General features: G+C 69.9%; 14 protein-coding genes. 9 read left to right on the top strand and 5 right to left on the bottom strand.

The window, feature by feature from the left end; genetic code table 11:
* Positions 1–260: 260 nt before the first annotated feature.
* The 4 genes from ACWFRB_RS22260 to ACWFRB_RS22275 all read left to right on the top strand — a co-directional run bounded on the left by ACWFRB_RS22260 (position 261) and on the right by ACWFRB_RS22275 (position 4,320).
* Complete coding sequence (locus ACWFRB_RS22260; protein WP_452643421.1) at positions 261–1,214, top strand: EamA family transporter; 954 nt, start codon at positions 261–263, stop codon at positions 1,212–1,214.
* 102 nt (positions 1,215–1,316) lie between these two features.
* The gene (locus ACWFRB_RS22265; protein WP_452643442.1) at positions 1,317–2,576 is read left to right on the top strand and encodes a MurT ligase domain-containing protein; all 1,260 of its coding nucleotides are present in this window, start codon (positions 1,317–1,319) and stop codon (positions 2,574–2,576) included.
* Complete coding sequence (locus ACWFRB_RS22270; RefSeq protein WP_072751174.1) at positions 2,569–3,285, top strand: type 1 glutamine amidotransferase; 717 nt, start codon at positions 2,569–2,571, stop codon at positions 3,283–3,285. The genes ACWFRB_RS22265 and ACWFRB_RS22270 overlap by 8 nt, the downstream gene beginning before the upstream one ends.
* Before the next feature lie 213 nt (positions 3,286–3,498).
* Positions 3,499–4,320 (top strand): tyrosine-protein phosphatase, encoded by an 822-nt coding sequence (locus ACWFRB_RS22275; protein ID WP_452643422.1) that lies wholly within the window; start codon positions 3,499–3,501, stop codon positions 4,318–4,320.
* 56 nt (positions 4,321–4,376) lie between these two features.
* On the opposite strand, the gene ACWFRB_RS22280 is transcribed toward ACWFRB_RS22275, so the two are convergent.
* Positions 4,377–5,294 carry an AraC family transcriptional regulator gene (locus tag ACWFRB_RS22280; protein WP_452643423.1) on the bottom strand — a complete coding sequence of 306 codons (918 nt, stop codon included), beginning with the start codon at positions 5,292–5,294 and terminating at the stop codon, positions 4,377–4,379.
* 96 nt (positions 5,295–5,390) lie between these two features.
* Between ACWFRB_RS22280 and ACWFRB_RS22285 the strand changes: the two genes are divergently transcribed.
* A complete protein-coding gene (locus tag ACWFRB_RS22285; RefSeq protein ID WP_452643424.1) occupies positions 5,391–6,449 on the top strand; it encodes a saccharopine dehydrogenase NADP-binding domain-containing protein in 1,059 nt (352 codons plus the stop codon).
* A gap of 364 nt (positions 6,450–6,813) precedes the next feature.
* Positions 6,814–7,440, top strand: a complete 627-nt coding sequence (locus ACWFRB_RS22290; RefSeq protein ID WP_452643425.1) for a maleylpyruvate isomerase family mycothiol-dependent enzyme — start codon at positions 6,814–6,816, stop codon at positions 7,438–7,440.
* 28 nt (positions 7,441–7,468) lie between these two features.
* Here the strand turns inward: ACWFRB_RS22290 and ACWFRB_RS22295 are convergent, their stop codons facing one another.
* The 3 genes from ACWFRB_RS22295 to ACWFRB_RS22305 form a co-directional block, all read right to left on the bottom strand.
* Positions 7,469–8,899 carry a lipase family protein gene (locus ACWFRB_RS22295; RefSeq protein WP_452643426.1) on the bottom strand — a complete coding sequence of 477 codons (1,431 nt, stop codon included), beginning with the start codon at positions 8,897–8,899 and terminating at the stop codon, positions 7,469–7,471.
* Between the two features lie 66 nt (positions 8,900–8,965).
* The gene (gene recR / locus ACWFRB_RS22300) at positions 8,966–9,574 is read right to left on the bottom strand and encodes a recombination mediator RecR (protein WP_452643427.1); all 609 of its coding nucleotides are present in this window, start codon (positions 9,572–9,574) and stop codon (positions 8,966–8,968) included.
* 8 nt (positions 9,575–9,582) lie between these two features.
* On the bottom strand, positions 9,583–9,882 hold the full coding sequence (locus ACWFRB_RS22305) for a YbaB/EbfC family nucleoid-associated protein (RefSeq protein ID WP_397514365.1): 300 nt from the start codon (positions 9,880–9,882) through the stop codon (positions 9,583–9,585).
* A 165-nt stretch (positions 9,883–10,047) separates the two neighbouring features.
* Here ACWFRB_RS22305 and ACWFRB_RS22310 point away from each other — a divergent pair, with 165 nt between their 5' ends.
* On the top strand, positions 10,048–10,767 hold the full coding sequence (locus ACWFRB_RS22310; protein WP_452643443.1) for an Rv3717 family N-acetylmuramoyl-L-alanine amidase: 720 nt from the start codon (positions 10,048–10,050) through the stop codon (positions 10,765–10,767).
* Positions 10,768–10,803: 36 nt separating this feature from the next.
* Here ACWFRB_RS22310 and ACWFRB_RS22315 read toward each other — a convergent pair whose 3' ends face one another.
* The gene (locus tag ACWFRB_RS22315; protein WP_452643428.1) at positions 10,804–11,238 is read right to left on the bottom strand and encodes an SRPBCC family protein; all 435 of its coding nucleotides are present in this window, start codon (positions 11,236–11,238) and stop codon (positions 10,804–10,806) included.
* 276 nt (positions 11,239–11,514) lie between these two features.
* Here ACWFRB_RS22315 and ACWFRB_RS22320 point away from each other — a divergent pair, with 276 nt between their 5' ends.
* Both ACWFRB_RS22320 and ACWFRB_RS22325 read left to right on the top strand, forming a co-directional pair.
* Positions 11,515–12,930 (top strand): FAD-binding oxidoreductase, encoded by a 1,416-nt coding sequence (locus ACWFRB_RS22320; protein ID WP_452643444.1) that lies wholly within the window; start codon positions 11,515–11,517, stop codon positions 12,928–12,930.
* Positions 12,927–14,243: a class I SAM-dependent methyltransferase gene (locus ACWFRB_RS22325; protein WP_452643429.1), complete on the top strand. Its 1,317-nt coding sequence runs from the start codon at positions 12,927–12,929 to the stop codon at positions 14,241–14,243. Before ACWFRB_RS22320 ends, ACWFRB_RS22325 begins: the two co-directional genes overlap by 4 nt.
* The last annotated feature ends 92 nt before the right edge of the window (positions 14,244–14,335 follow it).

The following is a 14,335-nucleotide window of genomic DNA, read 5'->3' on the forward strand; positions in this document are numbered from 1 at the left end:
CACTTCCCCGGCGAGGCCTGCGCGGCCACCGTGCCTGGCGGCAAGTCCATCGCCTGCTCCACCCCCGCCGCACTCGAGTGGGACCCCGAGTTCGCAGCGATGGCCGACCCCTCCGGCCGCGCCGTCCAGGGCGTCCACGAACAGGCACTGGCCCGATAGCCGACTGCCACGGCCAATGGGCGGTTGATGTAGAAGATCTACATCAACCGTCCATTTTTATTCGATTGTTCTGATGCTTTCGCTCGCTCACGATTAACCCCATGACCAACCGTGACCGAGCCCTCGGACTGACCGTCGCGCTGCTGTGGGGACTGAACTTCCTCGCGATCCGCGCCGGGCTCGACCACTTCCCGCCGTTCTTCTTCGCGGCGCTGCGGTTCCTGGTCATCGCGATCCCGGTGGTGCTGTTCGTGCCGCGGCCGAACGTGCCGGTGCGCTGGCTGCTGCTGTACGGGTTCGGATTCGGCGTGGCGCAGTTCGGGTTCCTGTTCTGGGCGATGAACACCGGCATGCCGACCGGGCTGGCCTCCCTCGTGCTGCAGGCCTCGGCGCCGTTCACCGTGGTGCTCGGCGCCCTGCTCCTGCGCGAGCACGTCAGCAGCCGCCAACTCCTCGGGATCGCGGTCGCGGTGTGCGGGATGACGATGATCGGCTGGGACCGCGCCCAGCATGCGGCGCTGCTGCCGGTGCTGCTCACCCTGCTCGCCGCGCTCGGCTGGGCGTTCGGCAACCTCGGCAACCGGCTCGCCCGGGCGGACAACCCGCTGCGGCTGACCCTGTGGATGACCGTGGTGGCGCCGCTTCCCATGCTGGCGCTCTCCGCCGCGGTCGAGGGCCCCACCGCGGGCTGGTCCGCCCTCGGTGACTCCTTCAGCGCCGACGGCTGGCCCGCCCTGGCCGGACTCGCGTACATCGTCCTGCTCGGCACCATCGCCGGGTCCGGGCTGTGGTCCGCGCTGATGAGCCGCTACCCGGCGGGCGTCGTCGCGCCGTTCTCGCTGCTCGTGCCGGTCGTCGGGATCGGGGCCGCCTGGCTGGTGCTGGGCGAGCGGCCCAGCGTCCTGTCGCTGGTCGGCGCGGTGGTCGTGGTCGGCGGCTGCCTCGGCGGCATGGCGCGACCGACCACTGCGTCCGCCGCGCTCGAGCCCGCGTCGACGACTCCGGCGACGGCCGCTCCAGTGACGATGCCCACCCAGGAACCTGCACGAATCTGACCGTGGCCGCGGGTGTGGAAAACTCTGCCCGTGTCTACACGTCATGATGGGGCCACCCGCCCGGGCAATTCCGGGGCGACCCGCCCGGCCACCCGATTCTCCGTGCGCGGCCGTCTCGCGCTGCGCGCCGCCGCCGCGGCGTCCTGGGCCTCGCAGAAGGCGGGCCGGGGCAAGGGCTCGATGATCGGCGGCCTGATCGCCCTCAAGATCGACCCCACCCTGATGACCCAGCTCGGCAGCGGCAAGCGCACCGTCGTGATCACAGGGACGAACGGCAAGTCGACGACCACCCGGATGACGGCGGCGGCGCTCGCCACCATCGGCGATGTCGCGACCCAGGCCGACGGCGCGAACATGGACGCGGGCATCGTCGCTGCGCTCAGCTCCCACGTGGACGCGTCGCTGGCCGCCATCGAGGTCGACGAGCTGCACGTCCCGCACGTCAGCGACGCCCTGCAGCCCCAGGCGATCGTGCTGCTCAATCTCAGCCGCGACCAGCTCGACCGGGTCGGCGAGATCAACATGATCGAGCGCAGGCTGCGCGCGGGCCTGGCCAAGCATCCCGACGCCGTGGTGATCGCCAACTGTGACGACGTGCTCGTCGCGTCCGCCGCCTACGACGCACCCAACGTGGTGTGGGTCGCGGCGGGCGGCGGCTGGGCGAGCGACTCCGTGAGCTGCCCGCGCAGCGGCGAGCCGATCGTCTGGGAGGAGCGCACGGGCGACGCGACGGGCATCGCCTACAACCACTGGCGCAGCACCGGCACCGACTTCGAGCGGCCGACCCCCGACTGGTGGCTCGACGACGACCATCTCTACGGGCCGGACGGATCGAAGATCCCGATGTCGCTGACGCTGCCGGGAAAGGCGAACCGCGGCAACGCCGCCCAGGCCGTCGCGGCGGCAGTTTCGCTGGGCGCTCGCGCGGAGGACGCCGTCGCCGCGGCCGCCTCGGTCCGCGAGATCGCCGGTCGGTACAGCACCGTCCAGGTCGGCGCACACACGCTTCGGATGCTCCTTGCCAAGAACCCGGCCGGATGGCAGGAGGCGCTGTCGATGATCGACCACGATGTCGACGGGCTGGTCATCGCGGTCAACGGCCAGGTGCCCGACGGTGAGGACCTGTCCTGGCTGTGGGACGTTCGGTTCGAACATTTCGAGGGCGTCAAGGTGGTGGCGTCCGGCGAGCGGGCGACGGACCTCGCGGTCCGCCTGACCTACGCCGGCGTCGAGCACACCCTGGAGCCGAACCCACTGCGCGCCATCGCATCCTGTCCGCCCGGGCGGGTGGAGGTGCTGGCCAACTACACGGCGTTCCGTGACCTGAACACGGCCATCGCGAAGGAGAACAGGGATGCCTGAGTCGACGGTGCGGATCGGATTGGTGCTGCCCGACGTGATGGGCACCTACGGCGACGGCGGCAACGCGCTGATCCTGCGCCAGCGGCTGCGGATGCGCGGCATCGACGCGGAGATCGTCGAGATCACGCTGTCCGATCCGGTGCCCGAGTCGCTGGACGTGTACACCCTTGGTGGCGCGGAGGATTCGGCGCAGCGCCTCGCGACCCGGCACCTGGCCCGCTACCCCGGACTGCAGAAGGCGGCCGGTCGCGGCGCCCCCGTGCTGGCGATCTGCGCGGCCATCCAGGTGCTCGGTCACTGGTACGAGACGTCCGCGGGCGAACGCGTCGAGGGCGTGTCGCTGCTCGACGTCACCACCTCGCCGCAGGCCGAGCGCTCGATCGGCGAGGTGATCACCCGACCCCTGCTCGACGGGCTGACCCAGCCGCTGACCGGGTTCGAGAACCATCGCGGCGGCACCAGCCTCGGCGCGGACGCGAAGCCGCTCGGCCGGGTCACGCACGGCGTCGGCAACGGCGTCGGCGACGGGCTGGAGGGCGTGGTGCAGGGCTCGGTGATCAGCACCTACATGCACGGGCCCGCGCTGGCCCGCAACCCGGAGCTGGCTGACCTGCTGTTGGCCCGCGCGCTTGGCGTCGACGCCCTCGAGCCGTTGGAGCTCGAGGAGGTCGACCGGCTGCGGCGGGAGCGCCTCGCGGTCGGCCGCTAGGACCGGTCAGACCGCGACGAGCGGGGCTCGTATTCAGCGCGGCGGCGTTGCCCTGGAGCTTCTCGAGGGCAACGCCGGGCCGGAGCCACCACAGCAATTACATACCGTATTTTAACGAAATCCCCCTCTCGCGGTCCGACACGTGGCTACCCTCGAGCCGATCTCGCTCGAGCACCATGCCAATGCACCTCGACCGAAAGAGGGGAACCCTCTGTGTCCCACCGCACCCTGATCCGGACCAAGTCCGCGGCGGCCCTCGCCCTGACCGCCGGCCTCCTGCTCGCTCCCGTCCCGTCGATCGCAGCGGCCGCACCGACGCCGGTCGTGGCGATCGCCGCGACCGATCATTCGCTGCACCTGACGGGCGCTCCGAACGCCCGCGACCTGGGCGGCTACACCACCACCGACGGGAAGACCGTCCGATCCGGGCTGGTGCTGCGCAGCGATGCCCTCAACGCGCTGACCGCGGACGACCTGGCCAAGCTCGTGCAGCTGAACGTCAAGACGGTCGAAGACCTGCGGAGCAGCTTCGAGATCTCCCGCGCCCAGGACAAGCTCCCCGCCGGCGCCACCTGGGTGAACCGCGACGTCGCGGGCTCGAACCCCGCCAACGCGATCGCGATGCTGAACCTGGCCGAGTTCTACAAGGTCATGCCGACCGATGCCGGCGCCTCCGCCGCATTCAAGGCCGCCCTACTCGACATCAAGAACTCCCCCGACACGGTGCTCTACCACTGCACGAGCGGCAAGGACCGCACCGGTTGGCTGTCGGCGGTCCTGCTCACCATCCTCGGCGTCCCCCGCGAGACCGTGAACGCCGACTACATGCTCAGCAACGAGTACGTCGACCCGAACAGCGGCGGGCTGGGCAGCCTCGGGAGCATCAGCGGGCCCAATCCCGTTGAGCAGGCCTGGCTCGACAACGCCTTCGCCGCGGCGGACCAGAAGTACGGCAGCTTCGACAACTACGTGAGCCAGGGACTCGGTCTGACGAGCCAGGACATCGCCGACCTCAAGGCGAAGCTGCTCAGCTGATCGTCTCGCGGTCGGCCGGATCGCGCACTCGGCGAGTTGCAGAGCGCACGATCCGGTCAGACCGCGACGAGTGGTGGCTTGTCCTCGGCGCGGCGATACTGCCCTGGAGCGAGTCCGTATTCGCGCTTGAACGCCTTGGCGAATGCGAATTCGGAGCTGTAGCCGACCTTTCGGGCCACCACGCCGACCGGGCCGTCGGTCTCGCGCAGCAGGCGTGCGGCGGTCAGCATGCGCCATCGGGTCACGTAGGTCAGTGGCGGCTCGCCGACCGTGGCGGTGAAACGCCTGGCCAGAGTCGCCCGCGAGACGCCGGCGACGTCGCTGAGGGCCGGCACCGTCCACGAGCGGGCAGGATCGTCATGGACGGCGCGCAGGGCGGCGGCAACCGCTGGATCCGCGAGAGCACCCGCCCAACCGGTGGTGCGATCCCGAGCCTGGTCGTCGAGCCACGCACGCAAGATGAACAGCAACAGGGTGTCCAGCAATGCGGACACCGCTGCGTCGCCACCCGGTCTCGGTTCGGCGATCTCAGCGACGAGTAGGTCCACGGCGCCGCGCAGCGACGCGTGGCGGCCGAGACGTGCGGGGAGATGGACGAATTCGGGCAGCTCGCCCATCAGCGGATGACGTCGCTGCCTGCCCAGTCCGTATGCCCCGCACAGCAATGCCGTCCGCACGCCCGGGCCGGATATCTCCCTCGGCTCTCCCGGTTGCGCGTTCTCGGTGACCGAACTGCCGAGACTGTCCACCAGGTCGTGGTCTGCGCCGCGAGGCATGAAGACGACGTCGCCGACGCCGAGCGCCATGGGTGCGCCGCTGGGCGGCACCAGCCAGCAGGAGCCCTCGAGCACCACGTGGAAACCGGCGCCCGGCACCACCGGGTACCTACGCCCCCATGGCGCATGACGGACGAACATTCCGGACGTCGGGTTGCCCGTGCGGATCGCGGCCACGGCTTCGCTGAGAATGTCCACAACGTCACCTTAGCGCTCAGAGTGTGAGCGCTTGAGGCATAGAAATGAGCAAATCGGCCATTGGCTCACTGAATCGATGTCCATACCGTTGGAATCATGACAACAACGAACTCCACCGACACCGCCAAGACGATCGCGATCTACGGCGCCACCGGGGTCACGGGCGGCTCCGTCCTCACCGAGCTGAACCGCCGCGGCATCACCTCGATCCTGGTGGGCCGCAACGCCGATCGGATGCACGCCGCCGCCGCGACCGCAGGGCTGCCCGACGCCGAGGTTCGGGTCGCGGACCTCGGCGATCACGACGCATTGGTGGCGGCATTCACCGGCGCCGACGCGGTGATCAGCAGCCTGCCCGCATACGTGGACCACGGCGAAGCGGTGCTCGCGGCCGCGATCGACGCCGGGGCGCACTACACCGACCTGTCCGGCGAGCAACTCTTCCTCAAACGGGCCTTCGACGACTACGCCGCCCGTGCCGTGCGGGCCGGGGTGACGGTGGTCCCCGGCATCACCAACAGCAATCTCCCCGGTGACCTCCTCGGCTACCTGACCTCGCGACGGCTGACGGGCCCGGTGGAGATCACGATGAGCCTCGCCGGTACGAAGGAAGGCAACGGGTCGAAGGGCAGTGCGCAGACGGTACTGGCCGGCCTGGACTGGTTTCGCAGCGGCGGCTGGCACTTCCAGGAAGGTGGACTGCGGACCGGCGGAGCCGCGAGGCGCGCCGAGATGACCTTCCCAGGCGCCACCGAGCCCACCAGCGTGTCGAAATTCCCGCAACCCCCGGTACTCACGATCCCACGCCACTCCGACGTCTCCTATGTGGAGGGCGTGCTGGAGACCGCATTCCACGGCCAGCTGAGCGGCCTGAGCGCGGAGATCGTCGAATCGTTGCCGAACGAGCCCACCCCGGGATTGAGCTACGACTTCGTGGTCGACGCCTTCGGCGCGGACGGCCGCACGGTTCGCGGCGTGGTGAGCGGCCCGGACTCGTACGTCGACTCGGCACTGATGGCGGTCGAGGCGGCGGTTCGGCTCGCGGACGGCGCTGCCGAGGCGGGCGTGCTCACGGCGGCCGAGGCCTTCGACGCCGAGGGGTTCCTCGACGCACTCGCACCCTTCGGCATCACCTGGACGATCGACGAGCGGTAAGGGGTCGGGCGACCGCAACCGGGATCACACCATGCGCCGGACGGCTCGCCGAGCTTCGGGAGTGCGAACTTCCCCCAGACAGGGGTTCGGCCGGGGATGTAGCGATTAATCGCATCCTCGGCCGGATCTCTGCTTCTCAAGTTATTGACCGTTACCGGTCTTTCTTCTTGATCCGCACCACTGAGAGTACGCCCGGCCCTGCACCCTCGGCAATAGTTCTGACCTGCGAATCAGGGGTGAATTTCGCGACGCCTGAACCGGACGCGATTGCGGAAACGGGCACCGAGGACGATCGTCGGAGGTACCGATGACGGCAGGGTCGCACCCACCGTGCGGTCCGTCGGCAACTGCCCCGGGAGGCACCATGGCACCACCCAGCCCATGGCCCACGATTCACGCCGAGCGGTCGGCCCTCGCCGACGACCTCGCCTCGCTCACGGACGAGCAGTGGTCGACCCCGTCGCTGTGCGGGCAATGGTCGGTGTGGGAGACGCTCGGTCACATGACCGCGACCGCGAAGATGACGCCCGCGCGGTTCGTCCGCAAGATGGCGGGGACCGGGTTTCGCTTCGAGCCGATGTTCGCGAAAGAGATCGCACGGGAGACCGCGGGCACCCCTGCCGACACCCTCGCACAGTTCCGGTCCGCCGCTAACAGGTCCTCCGCACCGCCCGGCCCGGTCGACACCTGGCTCGGCGAGACCATCGTGCATGCCGAGGACATCCGGCGCCCCCTCGGCATCACCCACGAGTACCCGCCGGACGCGTTGGTCCGCGTCGCGGACTTCTTCAAGGGCTCGAACCTGCTGATCGGCACCAAGACCCGCATTTCCGGGCTCACCCTCCGCGCCCAGGACGGCACCTGGTCCACGGGGTCAGGACCGGAGGTGACGGGACCGATGCTCTCCCTCGTCCTCGCGATGACGGGACGTCCCGCCGGACTGGTGGACCTGTCCGGCGACGGCCTGGCCACCCTGACGGAACGGGTCTGAACCGACGCACCGTCCCGACCTCCCACGATCACGCGGGCGGGCACTCGTCCGGCGCGGGGATCCCGCGCAACCGCTCGTCGAGCCAATGGAGCGCCCCGGGATAGCCGGTGACCGCGGCGATGAGGTGCTCGCCGAACACCTCCCGGTACACCGCGGGAACGCCGAGCCCACACTGCTCCTCGTAGAGGTCCCGCGCCCCCGCGGCGGGGATCCAGAACTCCTGCGCGCCGTTGTAGATGTACAGCGGGGCGCCGGACGCGATGCCGTCCATCTTCATGACGCGATAGAGCTCGCGCGCCTGCGGCGACGCGAACGGGTTCTCGATGTCGGCCATCACCTCCATCGGCAGGAACGTCACGCCCGCCGCGCCGAGCGTGACGACGCACTGGTCCTTGAGCGGGGAGGTGGCAAGCTGCTGCGCCAGGTTGTTGGCCAGGCCGAGGATCTCGGTGCGTTCCCTGGCGATCCCAAGGGTCGCGCCGTGGAACAGCCCGGTCGCGAGGTTGCCGTTCATGCTCCTGGTGAGCATCTCGAAGTCGGCGGGGACCCCGCCGAGCGCGGCACCGACGATGTCACCGGCCAGGTCCGGGGCGTAGGAGTCGATCAGCTTGACCGCGCCGTTGGTGGCGATCGCCCCGCCCGAGTAGCCCGTCATCGCGAACTTGCTCGCGCCGAACTCGTCGGGCAGCGCGCGGCGCAGTCCGCGGATGGTGTCCAGGACCGCGTGCCCCGCGACATACGGCTCGGCGTAGGCCATCCGGGGTCCCTCGTGGTCCGGGATGAGGACCGCGTAGCCGTGCAGGGTCGCCAACGCGGTGGTCGGCGGGACGAAGTCGGCGACGTTGGTGGACAGGCTCGGGCCGTGTGCCAACGTGTAGCCGGGCGTGCAGGCGCGCCCGAGCGCATCGATGGGCAGGTTGTTGACCACGACCGGACGGCCACCCGGTCCCGCCCACGGCGTGGCGGGCATGACCAGCGTCGCGGTCGCGAACGAGGGCACGCCCGCGGAGTCGGTCGTCCGGACCTTGAGCTGCCGGACCTCGCGCACCGGCGCGCCGACGAGGGGAGCCGCCGCCGCGGTGACGTCCCTCGTCTCCAGCACGTCGCCGTTCGCGCTGTCCCCCAGCGAATCCGGCCACTCGTCGAAGAACGGGTCGCCCACGTCCGAGGGCATGACCGCGATCCGCAGCGCCTGGATTCCGGCGGACTCACCCGGAGCGGCCGCTATCGGCGGCACCTCGCGCGGCGGGGGGCCTAACGCCGGGGGCGGCACGATCGAGTCGACGATCGCCGGGAGCCCGCCGCCGGGCAGCGGCGGAACAGCCTCCTGCGCACCGGCGGTCCCCCGTCCAGGAGATACCGCGATCACAAAGGCAACGGAGCACACGAAGACCCCGATCCGGGTGCGCCTCGCGAGAGCTCCCGTGGTCGTTCGCGCCCCTGGCCCAAGGACCGGCATACACCCACGCTAACACCGGAATCCGCCGTCCCGGCACAGCCGGAGTTGCTCGATTCGCCGGTTGCGTCAGAGGGTCCGGCGCCCCGAGAGCGCCCGCCCGAGGGTGAGCTCGTCGGCGAACTCCAGGTCGCCGCCCATCGGCAGACCCGAGGCCAGCCGGGAGACCGTCAGGCCGGGGAAGTCGCGCAGCATCCGGACCAGATACGTCGCGGTGGCCTCGCCCTCGGTGTTCGGATCGGTCGCGATGATCACCTCCGAGACGTCGACGCCGTCCTCCTGATTGCCGATGCGCGCCAACAGCTCCCGAATACGGAGCTGGTCCGGTCCGACACCGCTGAGCGGGTCGAGCGCGCCGCCGAGCACGTGATACCGGCCGCGGAACTCCCGCGTCCGCTCCACCGCCTGGACGTCCTTCGGCTCCTCGACGACACAGATGACGGTGCGGTCGCGGCGGGCGTCCGCACAGATCCGGCACTTCTCCCTGTCGGACACCGTCCCGCACACGACGCAGAACTGCACGCCGTCGCGGACCCGCTGCAGCGCGTTCTGCAGCCGGTCGATGTCCGGCGGCTCCACACTGAGCAGGTGGAAGGCGATGCGCTGCGCGCTCTTGGGCCCGATGCCCGGCAGTTTGCCGAGCTCGTCGATCAGATCCTGTACCGGACCCTCGTACACCGCGGCCTCTAGAAGGGGAGCCCGGGCAGGCCGCCCGCGAGGGGGCCGAGCTTGCCCGCCGCGATCTCCTGCGCCTTGCCCGATGCGTCCGCGATCGCACCGATCACCAGGTCCTGCAGGGTCTCGACGTCCTCGGGATCGACGACCTTCGGGTCGATCGTCAACGCGACGACCTCACCGGTTCCCTTGACCGTGGCGGTCACGAGTCCACCGCCGGCCTGGCCGGTGACCTCCGCCTCGGCGATCTCTGCCTGCGCGGCCATCAGGTGCTGCTGCATCTGCTGGGCCTGCGCGAGGAGCTGCTGCATATCGGGTTGTCCACCGGGCTGCACGTCGATGTCCTTTCTGCGTGTTGCCCCGTCAGCGTAGCCGCATCCGGATAGCGTGGGTCCGTGCGTGCGAAGTCTGCCGGGTACCGGAGCGTCCTGCTCACGGCCGCCGCTGCCTCGGCGCTGGTGCTCACGGGCTGCACCATCCCCACCGAGACCGCCTCGGGCGTGACCGCGGCCCCCACCACCACCGCCGCCGAGCTGGTGCGATCGGCGACGCTCCAGGGCAAGACGGTGTTCCTCGATCCCGGCCACAACGGTGCCAACGACGCAGGCATGACGACGCAGGTGCCGACCGGGCGCGGCGGCACGAAGGAGTGCCAGACAACCGGAACGAGCACCGACGGCGGCTTCCCCGAGCACTCCCTCAACTGGGCCGTCGTCGCCCAGATGCGCACCGAACTCGAGAATCTCGGCGCCCGGGTGCTGCTGAGCCGGGACGACGACACCTCCGTCGCCGCGTGCGTGGACCGGCGGGCCGCCGACGCCAACGCGTCCGGTGCCGACGTGGTGGTCGCGATCCACGCCGACGGCGCCGCTCCGGACCAGCACGGATTCCACGTCTGCTTCTCCGCGCCGCCGCTGAACGCGGTGCAGGCAGGCGCCTCGCTCGCGTTCGCCAAGTCCATGCGCGACGCACTCGAGACGTCCGGCCTCACCCCGTCCACCTACGTGGGCACCGGCGGGCTGATGCCCCGCGACGACCTGAGCGGACTCAATCTGTCCGAGCGGCCGTCGATCCTGGTCGAGCTGGGCAACATGCGCAACGCGGACGAGGCGCGCGCCATGACCAGCGAGGAGGGCAGGGCCCGGTACGCGCAAGCGGTGGTGTTCGGCATCGTCCGCTATCTCGACGGCCGCTGACCGAACGCATCGGTCAGCGGCCGCGTCGGGGCCGCGTCAGGCCAGTTCGCGGGCCAGGTTCGCCAGCACGGCCGCCTGGATCTTCCGCAGCCCGCCCGGCGCGAAGGTGCGCTCGAAGAAGCCGCCGATGCCGCCCGCACCCTTCCACTCGGTGGTCGTGGTGACCGTGGACCCCGCGCCGGACGGGGCGACGGTCCAGGTGGTGACGAGAGTGGAGTTGGCGTCCTTCTCGGTGACGGTGTTGCCGTCGACGGTGACGGTGGCCTTGATGTCACGCGAACGCTTCTCGGTCGCCTTCAGCGTCCACTGCGCGACCGTGCCCGCGCCCTGGCCGCCCTCGAGGACCCGGTAGTCCAGGTACTGCTCGGTGAGGATGCGGGGTCGCACCGTCTCGTAGTCGGTGAGCGCCGCGAGCGCCCGCTCCGGTGTCGCCGCGACCTCGACCGAACTGCTGGCGCTGACCTGTCCCACTGTGGATCTCCTTAGCTCTGCTCGCCGGACCCGGAGGACCCGTCCGACCTCGACGCTGTGTGGCCGACCCCGTCATGGTGCCCGCTCCGAGAACCGCCGGGCCAGCCCACTCGACCCCGTGTGCGTCGGATCACAGCGGTGCCGCGACCCCCGGATCGCGACCGGTTCGCAACATTTGCGTGACGTTTCGCCGGACCGACTTCCACTTGGGTGGCCGGTGTCGCACCCAGGCGATAGCGTCGGGGGGTGGCTGCCTCTCAGAGTGCGTTGCAACGACTGGGTCGACGAACATCCACGCCGGGTCACACCGGCGCGGCGGCCCATCGTGCCGGTGTCCAGCGTCTGCTCGCCAGCTATCACGCGATCCCGCCCTCCGCGACGGTGCGCCTGGCGAAGAAGACCTCAAACCTGTTCCGGGCGCGGGCAAAGACGAATGCGCCCGGCCTCGACGTGTCGGGACTCGACGGGGTGATCTCGGTCGACCCCGCCGCCCGCACCGCGGACGTCGCGGGCATGTGCACCTACGAGGACCTGGTCGCCGCGACCCTGCCGTACGGCCTGGCGCCGCTGGTGGTCCCCCAACTCAAGACCATCACCCTCGGGGGCGCCGTCACCGGCCTCGGCATCGAGTCGACCTCGTTCCGGAACGGGCTGCCGCACGAGTCGGTTCTCGAGATCGATGTGCTGACCGGCAGCGGGGAGATCATCACCGCCACCCCCGACGGCGAGCACTCGGACCTGTTCTGGGGGTTCCCCAATTCCTACGGCACCCTCGGCTACTCCACCCGGCTCCGCATCGAACTGGAACCGGTGAAACCGTTTGTGGCGCTGCGGCACCTGCGCTTCGACGACCTCACCGACCTACAGAACGCGATGGACCGGATCGGCAGCGATCGCAGCCACGACGGCGTCGCGGTGGACTACCTCGACGGCGTGGTGTTCTCGGCGACCGAGGCCTATCTGACCCTCGGCACGCAGACCGATGAGGGCGGCCCGGTCAGCGACTACACGGGTCAGCAGATCTACTACCGGTCGCTGCAGCAGCGCTCAACGGATCGGCTCACGATCGCGGACTACCTGTGGCGCTGGGACACCGACTGGTTCTGGTGCTCGCGGGCGTTCGGCGCGCAGAATCCGCGGATCAGACGCCTGTGGCCGAAGCGCTACCGGCGCAGCAGTTTCTACTGGAAGCTGATCGCCCTCGACCAGAAGTACGACATCGGCGACAGGCTCGAGCGCCGCAAGGGCAATCCGCCGCGCGAACGGGTCGTGCAGGACGTCGAGGTGCCGATCGAGCACACCGCGGACTTCGTGTCCTGGTTCCTGCGCGAGATCCCCATCGAGCCGCTGTGGCTGTGCCCGCTGCGGTTGCGCGAGCCAGGGCCCGCGGGCGCGTCCGCCGTGCGGCCGTGGCCGCTGTACCCGCTCGAACCGAAGCGCACCTATGTCAACGTCGGCTTCTGGTCGTCGGTGCCGATCGCGCCAGGCGCGCAGGACGGCGCGGCGAACCGGCTGATCGAGAACACCGTCGGACGGTTCGACGGGCACAAGTCCCTGTACTCGGATTCCTACTACGACGCCGACGACTTCGCCCGCCTCTACGGCGGCGACAACTACTCCATCCTCAAGCAGAAGTACGACCCCGATTCGCGACTATTGGACCTGTATTCGAAGGCGGTGCAACGCAAGTGACCACGTTCAAAGACGCCAGTACCCAGACCCGTAACGGCCACCACAAGCTCTCGATCGCCGAGATCCTCGAGACCGTCGCGGACGGTGACATCCCGGTCCGCTTCACCGCATACGACGGCAGCGCCGCGGGTCCGGAGGACGCCGAGTACGGCCTGACGCTCAAGTCCCCGCGGGGCACCACCTACCTGGCGACCGCGCCCGGCGACCTCGGCATGGCACGCGCCTACGTCGCGGGCGACCTCGAGGCGACCGGGGTCCACCCTGGTGACCCGTACGAGGTCCTCCGGGTGATGGGCGACGACCTGCACTTCCGGCGGCCGTCGGCGCTGACGATCGCGAGCATCACCCGCTCGCTCGGCTGGGACCTGCTGCGGCCCATCGCCCCTCCGCCGCAGGAGGCCCTCCCCCGCTGGCGCCGGCTCGCGGAGGGCATGCGCCACTCCAAGACCCGCGACGCCGAGGTCATCCACCATCACTACGACGTGTCGAACACCTTCTACGAGCACGTGCTCGGCCCGTCGATGACCTACACCTGCGCGGCGTACAAGTCACCGAACCAGAGCCTCGAGGACGCGCAGGAGAACAAGTACCGGCTGGTGTTCGACAAGCTCGGGCTCAAGGCGGGCGACCGACTGCTCGACATCGGCTGCGGCTGGGGCTCGATGGTCCGCTTCGCGGCCCGGCGCGGCGTCAAGGTGATCGGGGTGACGCTGTCCGCCGAGCAGGCCGCGTGGGCGCAGAAGGCCATTGCCGACGAGGGCCTCTCGGATCTCGCCGAGGTCCGGCACTCCGACTACCGGGACATCGCCGAGACCGGCTTCGACGCGGTGTCGTCGATCGGGTTGACCGAGCACATCGGGGTGCACAACTACCCCGCATACTTCGGGTTCATCCAGTCCAAGCTGCGCGACGGCGGCCGGCTGCTCAACCACTGCATCACCCGCCCGGACAATCGGCACCAGGCGCGCGCAGGCGGGTTCATCGACCGCTACGTGTTCCCGGACGGCGAGCTGACCGGGTCGGGCCGGATCATCACCGAGATCCAGAACATCGGCCTCGAGGTCCGACACGAGGAGAACCTGCGCGAGCACTACGCGCTGACCCTCAAGGCCTGGTGCCAGAACCTGGTGGACAACTGGGACGCCTGCGTCGCGGAGGTCGGCGAGGGCACGGCGCGGGTGTGGGGGCTCTACATGGCCGGCTCGCGGCTCGGGTTCGAACGCAATGTGGTGCAGCTGCACCAGGTGCTGGCCGTCAAGCTCGGCCCGAAGGGCCAGGCCGAGGTGCCGCTGCGCCCGTGGTGGAAGGGCTGACCGACCGGGTACTCCCCCGCTCGCTCACGCCGTGATCGCGGCCACCTGAGGAGGGTGGCCGCGGTCGGCTGACCTCCACTGCTCGAAGATGC

This window comes from Rhodococcus sp. NPDC055112, assembly GCF_053607505.1.